11 protein-coding genes are annotated in these 19,387 nt (G+C 66.3%); all 11 read left to right on the forward strand.

The features are described from left to right. The first annotated feature begins 36 nt into the window (after positions 1-36). A complete protein-coding gene (locus ABZ098_RS35880) occupies positions 37-825 on the forward strand; it encodes a hypothetical protein (protein ID WP_356597927.1) in 789 nt (262 codons plus the stop codon). Continuing rightward, positions 822-1,532, forward strand: a complete 711-nt coding sequence (locus ABZ098_RS35885) for a hypothetical protein (protein ID WP_356597928.1) — start codon at positions 822-824, stop codon at positions 1,530-1,532. Before ABZ098_RS35880 ends, ABZ098_RS35885 begins: the two co-directional genes overlap by 4 nt. Before the next feature lie 63 nt (positions 1,533-1,595). Further along, positions 1,596-2,120 (forward strand): hypothetical protein, encoded by a 525-nt coding sequence (locus tag ABZ098_RS35890; protein ID WP_356597929.1) that lies wholly within the window; start codon positions 1,596-1,598, stop codon positions 2,118-2,120. Beyond that, positions 2,120-3,163 (forward strand): hypothetical protein, encoded by a 1,044-nt coding sequence (locus ABZ098_RS35895; RefSeq protein WP_356597930.1) that lies wholly within the window; start codon positions 2,120-2,122, stop codon positions 3,161-3,163. Before ABZ098_RS35890 ends, ABZ098_RS35895 begins: the two co-directional genes overlap by 1 nt. 92 nt (positions 3,164-3,255) lie before the next feature. Next, positions 3,256-5,544: a relaxase MobL gene (gene mobL, locus ABZ098_RS35900; protein ID WP_356597931.1), complete on the forward strand. Its 2,289-nt coding sequence runs from the start codon at positions 3,256-3,258 to the stop codon at positions 5,542-5,544. 135 nt (positions 5,545-5,679) lie between these two features. Further along, entirely contained in the window at positions 5,680-6,228 is a 549-nt protein-coding gene (locus ABZ098_RS35905; protein WP_356597932.1) for a hypothetical protein, read from the forward strand. Between the two features lie 347 nt (positions 6,229-6,575). Further along, positions 6,576-7,868, forward strand: a complete 1,293-nt coding sequence (locus ABZ098_RS35910; RefSeq protein WP_356597933.1) for an MFS transporter — start codon at positions 6,576-6,578, stop codon at positions 7,866-7,868. Between the two features lie 50 nt (positions 7,869-7,918). Continuing rightward, the gene (locus ABZ098_RS35915) at positions 7,919-9,145 is read left to right on the forward strand and encodes an ATP-grasp domain-containing protein (RefSeq protein WP_356597934.1); all 1,227 of its coding nucleotides are present in this window, start codon (positions 7,919-7,921) and stop codon (positions 9,143-9,145) included. 911 nt (positions 9,146-10,056) lie between these two features. Then, positions 10,057-12,966 carry an AAA family ATPase gene (locus ABZ098_RS35920; RefSeq protein ID WP_356597935.1) on the forward strand — a complete coding sequence of 970 codons (2,910 nt, stop codon included), beginning with the start codon at positions 10,057-10,059 and terminating at the stop codon, positions 12,964-12,966. 304 nt (positions 12,967-13,270) lie between these two features. Further along, entirely contained in the window at positions 13,271-15,166 is a 1,896-nt protein-coding gene (locus ABZ098_RS35925; protein WP_356597936.1) for a hypothetical protein, read from the forward strand. Between the two features lie 136 nt (positions 15,167-15,302). Continuing rightward, positions 15,303-19,349: a type IV secretory system conjugative DNA transfer family protein gene (locus ABZ098_RS35930; protein ID WP_356597937.1), complete on the forward strand. Its 4,047-nt coding sequence runs from the start codon at positions 15,303-15,305 to the stop codon at positions 19,347-19,349. The last annotated feature ends 38 nt before the right edge of the window (positions 19,350-19,387 follow it).

Below are 19,387 nucleotides of genomic sequence, written 5' to 3' on the forward strand. Positions count from 1 at the left end.
CCCTGGTATTCGAGTGCAACATCACGTTGAGGACCAATGGCATCGACACAGTCGGGTGAGTCGGGTTGGGGCGCAGCGCGCAAGACGCGCTTCGTCGCGGCGTCCGCGTCGTCGCAGGAGGCCGCGGACACTCCTGAGCAGACGGAGCCCGCGAGCGGCCTGCGCAAGCGCACCCTCGTGGCCGGCGTGAGCATGGGTGTGGGCGCACTGCTGTGCTTCGTACTCTCCGCGGGGTTCTCCGGCGGTCAGAGCGCGGTGAGCGATACATCTGCGCCGGAGATCTCCTCTCTGCAGGAGCAGATCAGGATCACCGAGGCGAAGACGGCGGCGCTGCCAAAGGCCGACGACGCCGAGCGTGGTCTGACCGCGGCCCTGGCGGCGGCTGGCCAGGTCGCGAAGCTGCAGAACGATTACCGCTACCTGACGCCCAGCGTGGCAGCAGACGGCGGCTCGCTCGACACGGCGACGTCCGAGGCGACGCTGCGCAACCTCATCCCCTACTTCGCCCCTTCGGTGCACCAGGCGGACCTGGGGCCGTGGTATCTGCTCGCCAGTGACAAGGACGTGGCGGCCGGCGTCGGGATCCCGATGAGCTTCAACTCCGGCTTTGAGTGGATCGCCCAGGTGCCCTACCTGGTCAACGACGACAGCACCATCACGATGACCTGGCTGGCGATGGAGACCAGGACGGGTGCGGGCGAGAGGCCGGCGGTGCTGGCCTGGGCCCGCGCCCATTGGGACCTGGTCCGCAAGGCGTTCGTGAAAATCCAGACCGGCACGACGGCCACCGGCGAGGCCCTGAAGCAGGAGATGAGGGCACCGTGAAGGAGGAGATCAAGGACAACCTGCGCCAGCACGCGGGGAAGATACTGCTCGGCGGCACCGGGGCACTGCTCGCGCTCTCGATGGTCACGCTCGGAGCCAGCCTGCTCAGCGACGGCCCGGCTGCGTCAGACACCCAGGCCGATGCGGTTGTTCACAAGCTCGAAGGCAACCTCGGCGACGCCCGGGCCAAGCTCGCAATGCAGCACACGGCCCTGCTGGTTCAGCTGCCGGGCATGGACATCGAGCGGGTGAACCGTGACAGGGCGACGGGGCGGTCCCTCCTGCTCAGCCTCACCGACAGCTCGGCGTCGACCCGGACCGCCAAAGAGCAACAGGTACTGCTCGACGCGCGCTACGGCTTCATCGGCCACAAGTCCCGGGTGCTCACCGAGTTCGTGCCGGAGTGGATGACGGCGACCGGAGCCACGAAGGGCACTGGGACGACGTACACGCTCGCTGATCTGGACATCGATGTGAGTCGGGTGCAGGGCCTGAACTACTCCTACACGGGGGTGGTCCGGCTCGATCCGGTCCGCGTCGGAACGGATCAGAACAGCGCTATCAAGAGCGAGTTCGTGGTCTTCACCTACGCCACCTCTCAGGACGGCGCGGTGACGTCGCTAGACGCCAATCGGGCCTCCAGCAAGACCCGCGACGCCCTCACTGCCGCCAGCGGGGAACAGCCCTCCCTCAAGCCGACCGGGTGAGCGAAGCGCTCACCGCTTCAGCACGCACCAATGAAGACCCCGACGAGACGTAAGGACCCGAACATGTCGAGCCAGATCCTGGAGAAGACCGAGACGACCGCCCCGACAAGCGCGGCCGCGACGGCGAAGAAGACCACGGCGAAGCCCACGAGGGAGCAGAAGGAATCGAAGCTGCGCACCGGATGGCGGCGTCTAACCCCGAAGAAGGAGACCGGCGGGTTCTCCGTCGTGGTGTGGTCGGGGTTCTTCCGGGCCATCGTCCTTCTCGCCGACTACCTGCTGGCGTTCATCACGGCCGTGGTCATCCTCCCCCTGCTGGGCGCATGGCTGCACCAGCAGTCCGGCGCATCCCGGAGTGCGCTCAGTGCGGACGGAACCATCGCCATGTGGCTGATGCCGCTCCTCTTCCTGGTCGCACTGCTGGCCGCAGGCGAGATCGTCGTGATGCGCGGCATGTGGCGCTGGGCAACGCGGATGATCGCGAAGATTCGGGACGCCCGGGGCGAGGCGACCGGGGCCGACGTCACACCGAAGTCCACGACCAGGAGCACCAACCAGAGCAAGACCAACCGCAAGAGGAGCACGTGATGCGCACCGCAGGACTGACGATGAACGACGTGTGGGCCCACCGTGTCCTGCGTGAACGGGGAGTGGAGACCTACCGGCTCAAGGGGGTGACCGCCGAGCTCGGCGTCATGGTCGAATCGCTCGATCTCAAGCACAGGGGCAAGGAGGAGAACTACCGCCCGTATCTGCACATGACGGGCGAGCTGCGCTCGGTCACCCCGGCCGAGGCCCTGCCGTTCGACATCTCCCAGGTGACCTACTCCCCCGGCCAGGGCGAGAAGGTAGACGCCTTCTACGAGTTCGACGACCAGCAGCTGGTCGTGCTCGCCAGCAAGGGCTACTTCACGAGCGGCTTCGCCGTGCCAGAGCAGGTCACCGGGATCGAGTGGGAGCTGCCGGCCACGGCGGACATGCTTGTGCTCGCTCCGTCGGGGACGCAGATCGAAGGCGATGCGCCCGTGGTCTTCACCCAGATCCATGACATCGGGGGCCTGGAGATCGATCTCGAGTCCAGTGGCTACGACCTGGCCGGCTACTTCGCCGACCACTCCAAGGACGGCGTCCCGCGGGCTGAGGTCGTAGTCGATGCACGCGGGCTGAAGGCGCGCTCGGACGCGATCAACTCACTGTTCACCGAGGACGAGCTGGGCCTGAACACCGAGGTCAAGCAGGTCGTCGGAGCACCCGCGCCTGAGGTAGCGCCGGCCGCTGACGGCATGAGCGCGCATCTGCAGCAGATCGAGGCGGAGATCGCCGCCGAACGGGAGCAGTACCAGACCGAGCGCGCGAGCACCGAGGGCACCACGGAAAACCTCTACCGGGAGCGCGTGGCGGCAGCGTTGCAGACGGCTGAGGAGCAGGAGGAGCCGTTCGCTCCCCCGGTTCCGCCCCATGAGGCGCGGCGCGACCTGAACCGGGATCTCGACCTGCAGCTGGAGGAGCAGGAGTCCCGACGACGTGAGGCCAAGCCCGCTCCGAGTCTGGACGAGCGCAAGCGACAGGTGGCCCAGCGTGCGGCCGATCTGGACTTCGGCGAGGACGGCGAGCAGAGCCTGGAGTCCTGAGGACAGATCAGGCGAGAAGCGCGGCCCCGGTTGTTGGCGAACAGCAGCCGGGGCCGTAGTGCATCGGTACCGAGACCGGAAGGGGAGCGACGATGGGCCTGAAGCAGGACATCATCGTGGTCAACGAATTCAGCGTGCCGCTGCCCGGCGGCGCGGGATCACGCGGCGCAACGCCGGGCAACTACGTCACCCGGTACATGGCCCGCGAGAAGGCGACCGAGTCGCTGGCCCCCATCCAGCGCCTGCGCACTGACGACTTCATCACGCGCTACATGGCGCGGGAGTCGGCCGTCGAGCGCCCCGGCATCTCGCGGGGCGCGACGAAGCATGAGATGCGCCAGGCCCAGGGGGCCGGCGGCGTGGCCTTCGGCTACGGCTCGGTCTCACTCTCCGACGAGCAGCTACGCGCGGCCGCCAACGACATCCAGCAGCACTTCGAGAACGGCAAGACCGTGCTAAAGACGGTGCTGTCCTTCGACGAGGACTACCTGCGGAAGCACAAGATCGTAGACCAGGACTTCCGCTGCGAAGCCCGCGGCGACTACCGCGGCCACATCGACCAGATGAAGCTGCGCATGGCGATCATGCACGGTCTGGAGCGGATGAGCTCGGGCACCAGCGGCTTCGACGACCTGCGCTACGTCGGGGTCATCCAGGTCGATACCGAGCACGTGCACTGCCACCTGGCCATGGTCGACGGCGGCCGCGGCCAGGTGACGGAGAACGGTACGCAGCGCGGCAAACTCCTGGACCGGCACAAGTCCAGGCTCCGCCGCGGTGTTGACGCCTGGCTCGATGAGAAGCAAGCGGTGGCTCATCTCTCCAGCGCCGTCGGCTACGAGCGGCGCAACGTCACCACCTTCATCAAGCGGTGGGCACACGAGCGGATCCGCGCCGAGTCCCTGCCTCAGTTCCTGCTCGCCTGTCTGCCTGCAGACCGAACGTTGTGGCGCGCAGGCTCGAATGACGCCCGCATGCTTAAGGCGAACCAGCTGGTGACCGAGCTCGTAAAAGAGCAGCTCGACCGCGCCGGGTCTCCGATGCCGGAGGCCATGGAACGCATCGTCGACTACGCCAACGAGCGCCGCGCGAAAGAGTCTCTGAGCACGGAGGAATGGCAGAAGCTGGTCGAGCAGGGACGTACACAGATTATGGAGCGCGCCGTCAACGGCATCTACCAGATGCTGCGGGCCATGCCGGAGTCGGAGCTGCGGGTGCGCACGCCGATGCTCGAAGTCATGGGGATGAACTACCAGCAGATGGCGGTGCTCGCCGCGGACCGGCAGGGCGAAGACGAGAACACTGAGCCCGACTTGGTCTCCTTCGGCTTCCGGCTGCGCAGCTACGCTTCACGCCTGCAGCATCACCGGGAGAAGGCCGGGGTCTACCGCGACCTCGCGCACCAGTGGGAACAGGCCGAAAAAGCCGACGTCGTCGCCGAGGACTCGCGCCCGCTCTACGACTTCTACCGCTTCGAGGAGAACTACCACCGGCGACTAATGAGCAAGTACCGGCACTTCCTGCCCTTTCTCGGGGACGCCGGCCAGTGGCATGAGCAGCAGCAGGACGTAGCGGCCTACGGCCAGCGGCTGTTTTCGCTCATGGCGCTGCGCGCGGATGCCTCCCTGCAGCGGATGAAAGACTCCAAGGAGGCCGAGAACCTGGGCCGGACGATCTACGATCAGCCCGGCGGCCGTCTTCTGGCCGAGGGCAAGCGCGGCCGAGAGGTGCTGGACGCTCGCATCCGGACGATGAAGCAGTCCTATGACCAGAAGCTGGACAGGCTGCGAGCCGATCTCGCTTCCTCCGGCCTGGTGCTGCGCGTGGGGTCGAGCGCCGAGGGTCAGGCCAGTACGGAGACCGACGCCGTCAGTACGGACTTCAAGATCGTCGTCGGTGTCGCGTATGACTTCGACGAGGTCAAGGCCCTGGACCTGCACCACCTGGGATACGACTTCGTCACCGACATCGAGATCGGGCCGCAGGCACGCCAGACCTTCGTCGAGGCGACCAGGGATCGCCGGCGACTGCTACTGGCGGCGATGGACTACCTGGACCAGTCCGGCCAGGCCGAGGCAATTCCCGATCTGCCAGTGGACGATGTGGCGGCGATGACACGGGCCTCCCGGGAGCTGACGCCTCAGAAGGCGGACGAAGAAACCGGCAGCGTCGTGTTGCGCTCCCGGATCGCGGAGCTGCGCGCCGAACGTGAGCAGGCCGAGCGGATGCGGCGGTCCAAGGCTTCGCCGCTGGACGCCGGCCTCATCGTGCGGGTCCAGGCCCAGGTTGATCGGGCTGTGACCACACCGAACGCCGAAACGGTACTCGACTCACAGTCAACTCCTATTGATGGTGACCCTGAACGTGAGTCGAAAGACTAGTCAGCGGTCTTGTCGAATGCGCTATAAGAGTATTAGCGTGAACAGCGTTCGGCGGGACTCATGCCTTGTCCGGACGATGTGCCTGATCGCGGCCGACTGCCAGAGGGCAGTCGGAACAAGCGAAAGGAAGGGATCATGGCAGTTCTCAAGGGCAGGGGCGCGATGACCGGAGTCAACCTCATCGCGAAGGTCTACAAGAACGGCGTCACCAAGGACAGCAAGTCCCAGTACGCCGACGTCCAGCTCGACGCTCGCGATCCGCGCGGTCCGGAGCAGACGAACCTGCATCTGAAGTCCGATCGGATTGAGAGTGAGGACGGCAAGGTCCGCTACAACAACGGCGCTCCCTACTCCACCGGCCAGATGGAGGAGATCGTCAAGGCCGCAGGTCCGAACACTGAGCCGATCCTGAACAAGGACGGCAGCGAGGTCGGCACCATCTACGGCTTCAAGGGCAACGTGATGCCCGCCACGCGCGGCACTGGCCTGGTGGTCAACACCAAGTCCGTCGAGGCCTCCGAGTTCAAGGTCGACGACAAGACGCTGGACAACCAGTTCGCGTCCATGCGTGCCGCCCGCGAGGCACGGGCGGCTGCCAAGGAGTCGCAGGCTCACGCCCCGGACCCCGAGGCCAAGCAGGAGCAGGCAGCCGAGGTCGAGGTCAACGAGCCGGCGGTCGGCTGAGACCGAGTCAAGCCTGATTCGAAAGGCCCCTGGATGTCACTGGGCGAACTCGCCGTCGGCGTGGCGGAACGCTCACTGTCGGCCTCGCTGCCGTGGGTGCCTCGACATACACGTGGCGCTGCTCCCGTCAGGGCGATCAGCCGGCTTCGCACGGCTGATCCACAGATCCCCAGCGCGTCCGCCTCGCTGGGCCGGGGCCGCACCTCCAGCCCAGACCGCTCTTGAGAGCTACTCCAGCGGACAGCACCCCTCCTGACCGCGGTGCCCCCGGCAGCCCGTGCCGCCGGGGGCACCGTCCTTCGGCGGCTGCCATCTTCCTTCCCCTTCTCTCCCGTGCAGGTATCGCCATGCCCTCCTTAGCCGTTCCCGCGTCGCTGGCGCGCAGCTGCCTGATGCGGGCCAGTGACGCCCTGGCCACCCAGATCGCCACCTACGCCATTCCCCTGCTCATACTGGTGACGACCGGCTCGACAGCCTTGACCGGCATCGCGTTCCTGCTGGAGTGGCTGCCACGGCTGGTGGCCTTCACTCTCGGCGGGCCCCTGGTCGACCGCTTCCGCGCCGACCGCGTCTTCCGCGCCGCCGCCCTCGCCCGCACGCTGCTGTGCGCGGTCGCCGCTGCCGCCCTGGCCCTGCTGCCCCCCTCCGGCACCGCGGCCACCGTCGTAGTGATGACCGTCGGCGCCGCCGGGGGACTGCTCTCCCAGGCCTCCTTCGTCGCCGTCGAGACGCTCGGCGCGCACGCGAGCCACCGCGCCGGCTCTGACGCCCACCGTGTGCAGTCCGTGCAGATAGGCATCGACCAGAGCGCCCTCCTGGGTGGCCCGCTCCTGGGCGGACTGCTGCTGGCCGTCGGTCCGACGCTGATGCTTACCGTCGTGGCCGCCCTGTCCGCCACTGCCGCCGCCAGTACGACCGCCGCCGCCACAGCCCCGGTCGGCACGGCCGCCACGGGGTCACGCGCCGTCGCGGCCAGCCTGCGCACCGGATGGCACACCGTGCGCGGCATCCCCGCTCTGGCCTGGCTGGTCACCGGACTCGTGGCCAGCAACCTCGCGCTCGCCGTCACCCAGGCCAGCGCCCCCATCACCGTCATGACGCGCTACGGACACTCCTCCATCGCGGTCGGCGCCGTGTGGAGCGCAGCCGGCTTGGTCTCCCTGGCCGCCGTCGCCGCCTGCCGCCGGTCCATCGACCGCTTCGGGCTGTGGCCGGTGGGCGCCTCGGGCGCCGCCACCGCCTGCGCCGCCTGCCTCGCCACCGCGCTCGCCCCGAACCTCGGCGTGTACGCGGTGACCATCGGCGCCCTAATGGCCGGCGAAGGCGCGCTGACCGTCGTCCTGCGCACCCTGCGCGCCCGCCTCATCCCGGCCGCCGTCTTCGGCAGCACGCTCAGCGTGACCATCGTGCTGGTCGTGGTGCCGATGCCCGTGGCTGGCGCCCTGGTCGCCGTCCTCCCCGTCGGCTCCCTGCCCGGCCTGCTCGTTGCCTGCGCCCTCCTGCAGGGCGCCGCCATGGCCCTCGCCTTCCGGGGGCTGTGGCACCACCGCGCCTCTTACACGCCCAGCCTCACCGCCGCCGATCCCGCAGTCGCCGCCCACCCGACCTCAGCAGCGGCCGACGCGCCGCGCGTGGCCTGATTCCGGTCCAACCCACCCATCTCCCCTCGGAGTTCACCGTGTCCCACCCCATGCTTCTCGTGATCGGCTCCGGCCCGCGCCCCATGCGCGGCTACCTGCTGGAACAGACCGCGGCCCACTACCCGCTACTGCTGATCAACGACGCGCCGCTGACCTGGCAGAAGCCCTACGTCGTCGACCACGAAGTGGCCGATCTCAGCGACCCCGTCGCGGTGAACACCGCCGCCGCGTCCCTCGCCGTGCGATGGCCCATCGCCGGGGTGCTGACCTGGGACGAGTACCACCTGACGGCGGCCGCCCGGCTCGCCCACAGCCTCGGCGGCCGGCCCGGCAACGCCCTCGCGGCCATCGCCGCCGCCCGAGACAAGGCCACCTCCCGCCAGCGCTTCGCCGCCGCCGGTGTGCCCTCCGCCGCCTCCACCTGGGTGCATTCCCTGGACGCTGCCGCCTCGGCAGCCGAACGCATCGGCTACCCGATCGTCCTCAAGCCCACCGCCCATGCTGGCAGCATCGGCGTCGTCCGCGTCGACACGATCACCGACCTGCCTGCGGCCTGGGCCATCGCCTCGGCCGGTGCCGCTCACCAGGGCCCGGACGGACAGGGCGTGCTTGTGGAGGAGTACCTCGACGGGCCCGAGGTCTCCGTGGAGAGCGTCACCCACCGCGGCGTCACCAGCGCGGTAGCCGTCACCCGCAAGTCGGTCGGCTTCGCCCCCTACTTCCTGGAGACCGCCCACAGCGTCAGCGCCGTCGATCCACTTCTGCTGAAGGTCGCTCCCGTCGCCGCCGCCGCCCTGGAGGCGCTCGGCATCACCCACGGCGTCAGCCACACAGAACTCCGCCTCACCCAGGACGGGCCCAAGGTCATCGAGGTCAACGCCCGCCACGGCGGTGACCTCATCGGCGAACTTGTCCGCCTGGCGACCGGCATCTCCCTGCCCTTGGCGACCGCCGCCCTCGCCTGCGGCGAAATCCCCAACCTGCGCCCCACCCGGCAGCGTAGCGCCGCCATAGGCATGATCTACCCGCCGTCCGAGGGCATCATCACCCGCCTCGACCTGCGCCCCGGCAGCGACCGGCACCTGGAGCACTTCCAGTGGCTGTGCGACGTGGGCGATGCGGCCACCCTCACCCCCTCCAGCACGACTCCGAACAACATCCGCGCCGGATTCGCTGTCGTTAGCGGCGACAGCGCACACGAAGCGCAGCAGCACCTCGCCGATGTTCTCTCCCGCGCCGACGTCCAGGTCACTCCCGCCGTCCCCCGCGCCGCGTGAACAACTCCGGGCCGCCCGCCGCCTCATAACCCAGAGGTCGCGTAGTTCAAATCCCGCCCCCGCTACCAAGTTCCGGTCCCCGGCGACATCACGTCGCCGGGGACCGGAGTCGTTCGCGAGCAGCGTCTTGGGCCGCACGCCTGCGTCGGGCAACAGCGGGGTCCGGGCGTCGTCGGCTGGCGAGCAGCAGTCCAACTCTCAAGACCGGCAGGCCGTTGGCCCCGAAGTGCGTGGGCCCACGGCACCGTCCTTCCGGTGCGGGGGCACATGTGTGTTGCCTGCCGGCTGTGGTTCGGCCGGGCGGGTGTTCCCGCTGCGGCCGTACGGCAGACGATTCGCCGCGCCGGACCGCCGAGTTACGCCAGGCCGGCGGCTGGACCACAGCCGGCAGATCGCCGTGGCTGCGTCCCGCGAGGCGTGGGATGACGCCAGCGCCCCCGCAGTCGAGCCGGAGCGGCTCGCCGCGGTGATCGGCAGCGGTGCGGGCGGCGCGGCGACGCTGCTCGATCAACACGACCTGCTGCGCACCGAAGGCCGCAGTCTCCCCTCACACGGTGCCGCGGCTGATGCCCAACGGCGCCGCCAAAGCCGTGTCCATTCTGCTGGGTGCAAAGGCAGGAGCCGAAGGCCAGGCTCAGCACGCGCACGGTGGGCCGCGTCACAGCTATCCAGCAAGGCCTCCACCAACGAACGCTTCAACTGCCGGTTCGCGCGGTTCCAGACGCCGGACGGCGACGAGTCCGAATGCGGCGGGTGAGCGACCCGCCCCCGGGCGCGGAACGAAGGGCTTCAGAGTGAGGTCCATGACCTTTATTAATGCCCATTCAATGCCCTATTGAATACTGCTCATGATACGCTTTCTACTGATTTTCAAGTTGAATCTTAAGCCCAGTCGAGAGGTCTTACGCGACATGCCTCACGAAGCACAGCTCGATGAGCGCTACCCACTCCTGTCCGAGCTCTCGGAGCCGCTGAAGAAGGCTGAGCGCGACATCGTCGGCCGTGAGCGCGAGACGATGCAGCTGCTGGCCTCGATGAGCCGTCCTGAGCTGTGCAATGCGCTGCTGCTGGCCGAAGCCGGAACGGGTAAGACGTCATTGGTCCAGGCCACCATGCTCGTGGATCCGGATCGCCTCTATCTCGAAGTGGACCCGGCGCGCATGATCTCCGAGGCGGGCAACGCCGAGAACATGGCCGCGATACTCAAGGGCTTCTTCGACGAGGCCGAGGACTTCGTCAAGTCCGAGAAGCACGAACTCGTGCTCTTCATCGACGAGTTCCACCAGATCATCCAGCTCTCCGACGCCGCCGTCGAGGCGATCAAGCCGGTCCTCGCGGCCTCCGGAACCCGAGGCATCAGGATCATCGCGGCGACGACCTACGAGGAGTTCCACAAGCACATCGCGCCGAACCAACCGCTCGTCGAGCGCCTGCAGCGCATCAACCTCAACCCGCCGGACCAGGCGACGACCATCAAGATCCTGCAGGGCATGGCCGAACGGTACGGGGTGGCCGACGAGTTCTACGACGACCACGTCTTCCGGCAGATCTACGAGTACACCCAGCGCTACATGCCGGCCAGCGCCCAGCCGCGCAAGTCGATCCTCGTGCTCGACTCCATGGTGGGCTGGCATCGCCTGACGCACCAGCCGATGGACCGGGACCTGCTCTCGGACGTGCTCATGGAGTCGCTGAACGTGAACGTCGCGTTCCGGGTCGACGGCGCGAAGATCAAGCAGCAACTGGACGCCAAGGTGTTCAGCCAGGACTGGGCGACCGGCGCGGTGGCGCGTCGTCTGCAGTTGTCGGTGGCGGACCTCAACGACAAAGGAAAGCCGATGGCAAGCCTGCTGTTTACGGGCTCCACCGGTGTGGGGAAATTCTGCACCGACTCCACGCAGGTTCCTGTCTACTCGAGCGACGGCGAGACCACCTGGAAGCTGCACGGCGACCTGGTCCCGGGTGACAGAGTGTTCGGTCGCCAAGGTCGCCCGGTCGAGGTACTCGGACACTTCCCGCAGGGCATGCAGGACGTCTACCGGGTCACCCTCTGGGACGGCCGGACTCTCGACGTTGGAGGACCGCACTTGTGGACGGTCTACACAGCCAAGCAGCGGTCGAAGAAGCATGCGGGCAAGGACGTCGCGCCGATGGTCTTGAGCACGCAGGAAATCGTCGAGCGTGGCGTCGTGCGGACCTACCCCGGCGACTCTCGGGAGCATCTGAAGTTCTTCATCCCGGCGAACGGACCGGTGCACTGGCCGGAGCAGGACTTCGGCGTCGACCCATACGTCTTGGGTGTCCTCATCGGCAACGGGTGCCTCACCGAGACGCAACTGACGCTCTCGTCCGACGTGGACGACGCCGACCACACCGTGTGGACGGTGGGCGAATGGCTGGGATCGGCACCGAAGTCATACGGGCACAGCTACAGCTGGGTCTTCCCTGTCGGCGTTGGCCCGATGGAGGACCGCCGCGATTCGCTGTACCAGACGAAAGACGTGCTTGCCTCGGTTCCCGATCTGATCGGTGCGCGCTCGGCGGAGCGCCGCATCCCGGAGAGGTACAAACACGGATCAGTACAGCAGCGGTGGGCGCTGGTGCGGGGCCTTTTCGACACCGACGGATCGATCGGCGGCTCGAACGACCGCTTCAACGTCTCGTACTCGACGTACTCCAAGGGACTCGCGGAGGACCTCAGGGAGGTGCTGTTCTCGCTCGGCGTCTCGAACACAATCAAATCGTGGACACGCACGAAGGAGGGCGGGCGCGAACTGGCCGAGTACGACGTGCACGTGAAGGTCGGCAACCAGGATAAGGCCCGGTTCTTCTCCCTCCCCCGCAAGCACGAGATCGCACGGCGGGCGGTCATCGAGACCTCGGGTCGTAAGCGCGTGAAGAACTTCGACATGGTCGGCATCACGTCGATCGAGAAGCTGCCAGAGCAGCAGAGCTCGTCATGCATCTACGTCGACGACGACGAACATCTCTACCAGGCCGGCGACTTCGTGGTCACGCACAACACCGAGTTGACGAAGCAACTGGCGCGACTGCTGTTCGGCGATGACCAGCGGCACCTGATCCGGTTCGACATGACGGAGTACGCCGAGGACTCGTCGTTCGCGGCGTTCCGTTCTGAGCTCACCAAGCGCGTATGGGATCTCTCTCACGCGGTGCTTCTTTTCGACGAGGTCGAGAAGGCCTCGGCGATGGTGACCCGCGTGCTGCTGCAGGTGCTCGACGACGGCCGGCTCAACGACGACAACAACCGTGAGGTGAGCTTCCTCAACACCTACATCGTGCTGACGACGAACGCGGGCTCGGAGATCTACAAGGACATCTCGCAGTACGCGGCGGATGACACCGGGTCGGGCAAGCAGTTGATGGAGTACGAGAAGCTCATCCGTCGCTCTATCTCCTCGACGACGGGCGACAACCGGTTTCCGCCCGAGCTGCTGGGCCGTATCGACGCGATCGTGCCCTTCCAGCCGCTGTCGCTGCTGACGCAGCAAAAGATCGTGCGGAAGAAGCTGCGCCAGCTGGTGCAGGAGGTGTTCGTCAAACACAACGTCCGGGTCGACGTCGATGCGAGGGTCCTGCAGTACCTCATCGAGGACAAGGGTGACACCGACTCTGACGCCGGCGGTGCGCGTGCGGCTGTTGCGAAGCTGACCGACGAGGTCACCACCGCGGTGGCGACCTTCCTCAACGAACACCCCTCGGAACGGCGGATCCGCATCGACGTCGTCGGCGACCTGGTCAGCGACGACAAGAACCTGCTGAGTTCCGACGCCTGTATCGAGGTCAGCGCGGCGCGATGAGCCGGTCGAGGACGGCTGGACCTAGTCAACTCGCGAGTCGATAGTCCATTCATGTTCTATGATTGCCTATCACAATAGAGAGGCGATAAGGTACTCATAAATCAGGCGAACTGTGTTTTATTAGCGGAGGGATCGCGCATCAATGGGCATTCTGGATACGGCAACAGGAAGCCGCAGGAAGGAGCGGAAGAGGAAGCCCGACGAACTTCTGGCCTCCGTAGTGAGAGAGACGGCGATCCCGGCGGCAGTCGAGCTGCTGCGGTCGAACACACAGTTCGTCTTTCCCAGCGGCACGGCCTGGGTGATGCTCGTGCTCGCAGCCGACTCGATCGGCGGCTTGAGCAAGCGGCACGGCCGGGACGAGGCGAAGGGCTCGATCATCGAGCTCATCAGCTCCGACCAGATCCGCACGGTGGCCACGGCGGAGATGCTCGAAGAGGAGGTCTTCGGCATCATCCCCACCGACGAGACTCTCGCGCGCATGGAGGAGTACTCGCTGCTCACCGGTGCCATATACGCCTGGGCCGTCGTGTGGCAGAAGCCCAGCGGCGACCTGCTCGTCGATCTGGTGAACGATGCGACCTTCGCGCAGGCGCGATTTGTCGCTGCAGGTACCACGAGCCTCGAAGAAGCCGTGGGCAAGAAGGCGTGGGAAGAGCACAGCGGCCTGGTCGCCGAGGCTGAGACCACTGGCCTTGTCACCGCGGTCCTCGGAGAGGACGAGGGGGATGTGATCTTCGACGAGATCCCAGGTGACGAGGGGGCTGACGAGGGCCTGGACGACGAGCCGCTCCTCAGCGACGTCGGCAACGACGATGGAGGGGCGGACGCACCCATGTTCGAGGAGGACGCCTCCGGTATCGACGACTCGGGCATCACTCCGGTCGAGTCGGAGCCGGACTACGACGGCTACGAGGGGTTCGACGAGACCGACGCCGACTACGGCATCGAGGGCGGCAACCCGGAGGCCGGCGACACTGTGCTGCTGGCCGATCAGGCCCAGGTGCGCGACGTCATCGCCCGCCGGTTCCTCTCTGAGGAGCTGGATCTGGACGTCCGGCTCGGTGAGTTCAACGCGACGTTCGCCATCGGCGCGCCGGTCGTGCAGATCGCTGTGCCTGAGGGCGCGACGGAGTGGCTCGGGGACCAGGTCGCCCAGCTCAACCGCCAGGCCAACGCAGACCTGATGCAGCTCCGTTCCGCGCATGAGGATGAACTGCGAGCGCTCTACGTCAACCTCATGTCGGCGCACACCGAGCAGGTCATCCGCGATGTGGCCACCGACCGTGCGGGCTCCCGGTACAAACTGCTGAAGGACGCCGCCGAGGCCGAGCACCACCAGCGGCAGACGGAGAAGGACGAGAAGATCCGGGTCCGCCGTGCGGAGATCGCCAAGGACTACGAGTCGCAGGCCTCCAAAGTGGCCCAGCAGGCGGCGCTCTCGGCGGAACTGCAGTACAAGGAGCGCAACCGCTCGAAGATGGAGCGCGAACAGATCGACTCCGTCGCCGGGATCGAGCGGGACATCGAGGACACCCACGCGCACAACCAGCAGGAGATCCTGCGGGTCCGGCGCTCGGACGCGACGCTGAAGATGCAGACCGGGCAGACGCGGATCTTCGAGGTGCTGGCCGAACGGCAGTCGGAGTATCTGGCGGCCGAGGAAGAGCGCCTGAACCAGTGGAAGTCCGAGATCCAGCGGATCGTCGATGACAACCGCAAGGCCGACATCGCCCAGTCCGAGGCGCTGGCCGAGCACCTGCGGACCACGGGCGAGATCGGTGTTCTGCGGCGGGAGCAACAGGCCCTCCTGGAGTCGGTGCGCTCTGAGCACGCCGACCGGATCCGCCGGATGCAGGACGAGCTCGAACGCAACCGCAAGGACGCCATCACGCAGATGACGGCTCGTGACGCAGAGTGGCAGCACAACCTCGACCTGGAGAGGGAGAAGACCAACTCCCAGGTGGCGCGGGTCACCGACCTGCTCCAGCAGCTGTCGACGGTCGAGGATTCAGTGGCCAAGCGGTACGCGGCGCGCCTGACGGAGATGCAGGCCGACAAGGAGTCCTACGCCAACGAGCTGGCACGAGCCTCCGAGATGCAGAGCCGCTCGAACAAGATCCTCGTCGTCATGATCATCACGCTCTCGCTCCTGATGGGCGCGGCCGGCTTCATCGTCGGAGTGGTCTTGACCCGTTGAGCGATCCGGTCATGACGGACGGGGTGATCCGACGGCGCATGGGGCGCGTTCCCCCTGCGCCGTCGTCGTCTGTGCAGGCAGGCGCACTGGGCACCAGGACAGCAAAGCGAGCGAGGCCCGAGAGTAAGGAATCACAATGGTCACGAGCAGGCGGAAGGCGGCACGGCCGAAGGCGAGCAGCTGGGACAAGATCTCGGCACGGACGCCCGGCGAGACGCTGACGAACCGAGACGTCTACAACAACCAGCAGCTGGACCGCAGCAAGGTCCTGACCCTGAGGTCGACCAGACCGGGCATCGTCGTCGCGGTGATGACTGGCGTGCTGGTGACGATCGTCGCCTGGGTCTTCTACTCGCTCATCGCCACGGCAGTGTTCTCGGCGGCCCTGTCCGTGGGTTCAGGCGTGCCCGGCAGCAGCACCGGCACGCCGAGCGCCTACTACATACAGGACACCACGACGGGTGCGGGCGGCTCGGTCGTGAAGTGCTACCGACCTCTGACCAAGGACGGCAACCCGGACGTGAAGGCGAAGTGTTACCCCAGCGCTGAGGCTGTTCCGGTCCCCAGCTGGTACACCGCGGCGAAGGACGGCAAGCCCAGCGCCGAGAGGCCGGCTGAGCCCAAGAAGAGCGCGACGACGGTCGGCGAGCAGCTGGCCGACGTCTCGGCGTTCAAGCTCTTCATCACGCTCGGCTCGGGACTGATGGTCGCCCTCATCATCGGTACGTGGTTCTCGCGGAAGGTCGCCGCGGCGAACCTGATGAACACCACGAGCGACATCAACCAGTACCAGAACGACCAGCACATCGCTCTGCCAGAAGAGATCCAGCAGAACTACGACTGGTTCCCCGACGCCGGTGCTCATTCGAGCGTGCAGGTCAGCTCGATGCTCAGCCACATGATGCTCAAGAAGAAGGGTCTGGGCACCGTCGAGGTCGCCCAGCGCGCCAAGAAGGACGTCATCGATGAGGAGGGGACCCTCGTCTATTACGCCGGCGAGGTCATGGACGACGACGAGGGCGATTCGCTGACGCAGACCCTTCCGATCATCGACGAAGACTTCGGTGACAAGCTGTTCGAGGCTTCCGGGCTCCCCGATGACAAGACGCTGCGTCAGAAGTACGACACGACGCGGATCCCGTACAACCCTGACGGCAAGAACCGGGACAAGCTCGGCTTCGGGGCGGACACGTACAAGACCGTCGCTGACCTGATCAAGGCGGACTGGACGTTCCCGTCGTACGAGGTCCAGCGTCCGGCCGGGGCGTACGTGGTCGATACCGCGCCGGTGAACACCATGGTGCTGGCCATCACCCGAGCCGGCAAGGGCCAGACGTACATCGAGCCGGTCATCGACATGTGGTCGCGGGAGAAGAAGCCCTCGAACATGGTCATCAACGACCCCAAGGGCGAGTTGTTGGTGAAGAACTACGTCCCCCTGGTCACACGCGGGTTCGAGCCGGTGCAGTTCAACCTGATCAACTCCATGAAGACCGACATCTACAACCCCCTGGGGCTGGCAGCCGACGCGGCGCGTGAGGGCAACTTCACCAAGTGTGCGCTGTACGTGGAGAACATCGCCGGAATCTTCTTTCCGCTCGACGGCGGCGAGGACCCGGTCTGGCCCAATGCCGCCAATAACGCCTTCAAGCGCGCGGCCTACGGACTCATCGACTTCTACCTGGAGGAGGAGCGGGAGCTGCGCGGCGCCGCAGCCGTGCTGAATATGGACCCGGCGCTGCTGGAGCAGAAGCTCGATGACCTCTGGGGCAAGGTCACGCTCTACAACTGCTACCAACTCTTCGTGCAGATGAGCTCGAAGAAGATCAAGAACCCTGAGGCCGAGCTCGAGAAGCGGGTCAAGGCCGGCGAGTTCGAGAACAACGAGGACGCCCTGGCCGAGGAGCAGGAGAAGGCGGCGGCCCAGGCCTTCATGTGGGAGGGCAAGGCCGATCAGGACATGCTCAGCCTGTACTTCAACGCCAGTGAGGAGCTGCCCCGAAACAACATGCGCACGCTAGTGGGCAACGCCCACAACGCACTGCGCTCGATGGCCGGGGCGGAGAAGATGCTGGCCTCGGTGTACGGCATCGCGATCACCGCCATGTCGTTCTTCACCGACCCCACGATCTCGACGCTGACCTCGGGCAAGCCCTCGCAGAACACCGACCTGGCCGGCCTGAGCTTCCCGCGTCGCCTCGGCGTGCGCTTCGCTCCGAACTACGTCAAGCGCGACCACCTCGTCGGCCAGCAGGCCGTCTGGTCGGCCTACGCGGACCCGATGTTCACCGACAACCTGGGGGCGGACTTTGAACACGAGGAGATCGTCGGCCGCGAAGGTTGGGCCCGGTACAACTTCAAGGGCAAGTTCCCCGGCGACGAAGCCTGGCTCAAGCTGGAGCTGGTCAACCCCCAGACGAAGATGCTGGTGCGGACCTTCTACTTCAGCTTCACGAAGAACTACCAGGTCTCGCTCAACGGCCGGCACTACGTGGTGGAGCCGGTGACGGGCAAGAAGATCGTGAAGAACGGCGTGATGCGTGAACTGAAGCCGGTGCGTGAGGGCGGCACCCGGGACGGGAAGATCCTCTCCTTCCAGGCCGGGGACACGCTCTACCCGGACTCGCGACTCGACTTCTCCGGCGGCGGCAATCCGGAGAAGGTCTCGTATCAGGCACGGGCGATCACACAGACGCTGTCGCGCTACTCGGAGTCCCCGAAGGCGCTGTTCCTGGTGACTCCGCCTCATTTGATGAAGTACGCGAAGCTGATCCTGATCCTGGTCAAGCAGCTGTTCGACGTGAGCGCCGACCAGGCGTACATGACGAAGTCGAACCAGAAGCCGCTCTACCGCACGCGGTTCATGCTCGACGAGCTCGGCAACCTGCAGTCGGAGGGCAAGGGCATCGACGGCTTCGAGACGATGCTCTCCATCGGCCTGGGCCAGGAGCAGCAGTTCACGCTCATCCTGCAGACCCTGCAGCAGCTGCGCGACGTCTACGGCGAGAGCGTCGACAAGATCGTGCAGGGCAACACTTCGAACATCGTCTTCTTGAAGTCCACGGACGATTCGATGATCGAGACGCTGGAGAAGATGAGCGGCAAGACTCACCGGTCGTACCGGGACAGCAAGCAGATCAGCCAGGATCTCGACAAGGTCATCGGCGGCAAGACCGAGGGCCGGGTCTCCTACACGATGAGCACCAAGGAGGAGCCGCTGATCAGCTACAACGACATGGCCTTCCTCTCGCCGCGCAACTCGATCGTCTTCCGGGCCGGTGACGCGCCGATCTGGAACCGCAACCAGACGATCCTGCCGATGTCGTTCCGGCTGCTGGGAAACACGATCAAGCACCCAGGGCACACCTACTCGCTGCAGACGATCCCGACCCTGTCCAGCGCTATGGACTTCGACGTGCGGATGAACCAGCCGGACTTCGTGAAGATGCTGGAAAAGCGCATGCGGCAGGCGGTCAAGGCCGCGGACGCAAAGGCGCAGTACAAAGAGATCTACGGCTACCAGGAGGTCGACATCGAGCGCCTGGACCCGGATGTCTACGCCGACGAGGTCATGGAGGTCATCACGACGATGACCACGGTCGACGAGGGCCAGGACCCCAACGCTCCGGTGGTCGTCGACCCCGATGCGTACGAGGGGATGAGCATGTTCGACGAGGACCAGTTCATCGAGAACGTCGAACTCGGGGTTGCGGTCGCCGAGAGTCAGGCGGCCAGCGTCGAGCGGCAGCGTTTGCTCTACGCCGAGGGGACGATCAGCAAGGAGATGCTCGTCAACCCCGACGGCTCGGCGAAGGTCAAGAGCCTGGACATCGAGATCGGTGAGGCCTACAAGTCGGCACAGACCGAGTTGGAACAGGATCACGAGCACTTCTCGGTCGGCGGCGACGGCGAGCTGCGCAGCGCCGATGGGTCTCATACATACATCAGCCAGATCCGCTCGGACGCGTACGCCAATGCGGCCCGGCGGATCAACGGCCAGGTGAACGACGGAGACTCGCGGGTGTTCGCGGAGGCGGACATCACCGCGGAGGACCTGAAGTCGCTGGCGACGGTGAAGGTCCACTCGGCCTTCTACCAATACCTGGCCTCACTGCCGAGCTGGGAGGTGCTGGCCGACGGCAGGTTCGACCGAGCCATGGCCATCGAGATGAACTCGAAGTAGCCGGCGGCCACTTAGGGGCCAGCGAAGGATCACGACCA

This window comes from Streptomyces sp. NPDC006335, assembly GCF_040612795.1.
Taxonomy (GTDB): domain Bacteria; phylum Actinomycetota; class Actinomycetes; order Streptomycetales; family Streptomycetaceae; genus Streptomyces.

Coding starts and splice junctions, on each gene's coding strand:
- ABZ098_RS35905 (WP_356597932.1), top strand. CDS start 5,680: ATGGCAGTTCTCAAGGGCAGGGGCGCGATGACCGGAGTCAACCTCATC.
- ABZ098_RS35890 (WP_356597929.1), top strand. CDS start 1,596: ATGTCGAGCCAGATCCTGGAGAAGACCGAGACGACCGCCCCGACAAGC.
- ABZ098_RS35930 (WP_356597937.1), top strand. CDS start 15,303: ATGGTCACGAGCAGGCGGAAGGCGGCACGGCCGAAGGCGAGCAGCTGG.
- ABZ098_RS35915 (WP_356597934.1), top strand. CDS start 7,919: ATGCTTCTCGTGATCGGCTCCGGCCCGCGCCCCATGCGCGGCTACCTG.
- ABZ098_RS35895 (WP_356597930.1), top strand. CDS start 2,120: ATGCGCACCGCAGGACTGACGATGAACGACGTGTGGGCCCACCGTGTC.
- ABZ098_RS35880 (WP_356597927.1), top strand. CDS start 37: ATGGCATCGACACAGTCGGGTGAGTCGGGTTGGGGCGCAGCGCGCAAG.
- ABZ098_RS35925 (WP_356597936.1), top strand. CDS start 13,271: ATGCTCGTGCTCGCAGCCGACTCGATCGGCGGCTTGAGCAAGCGGCAC.
- ABZ098_RS35920 (WP_356597935.1), top strand. CDS start 10,057: ATGCCTCACGAAGCACAGCTCGATGAGCGCTACCCACTCCTGTCCGAG.
- mobL (WP_356597931.1), top strand. CDS start 3,256: ATGGGCCTGAAGCAGGACATCATCGTGGTCAACGAATTCAGCGTGCCG.
- ABZ098_RS35910 (WP_356597933.1), top strand. CDS start 6,576: ATGCCCTCCTTAGCCGTTCCCGCGTCGCTGGCGCGCAGCTGCCTGATG.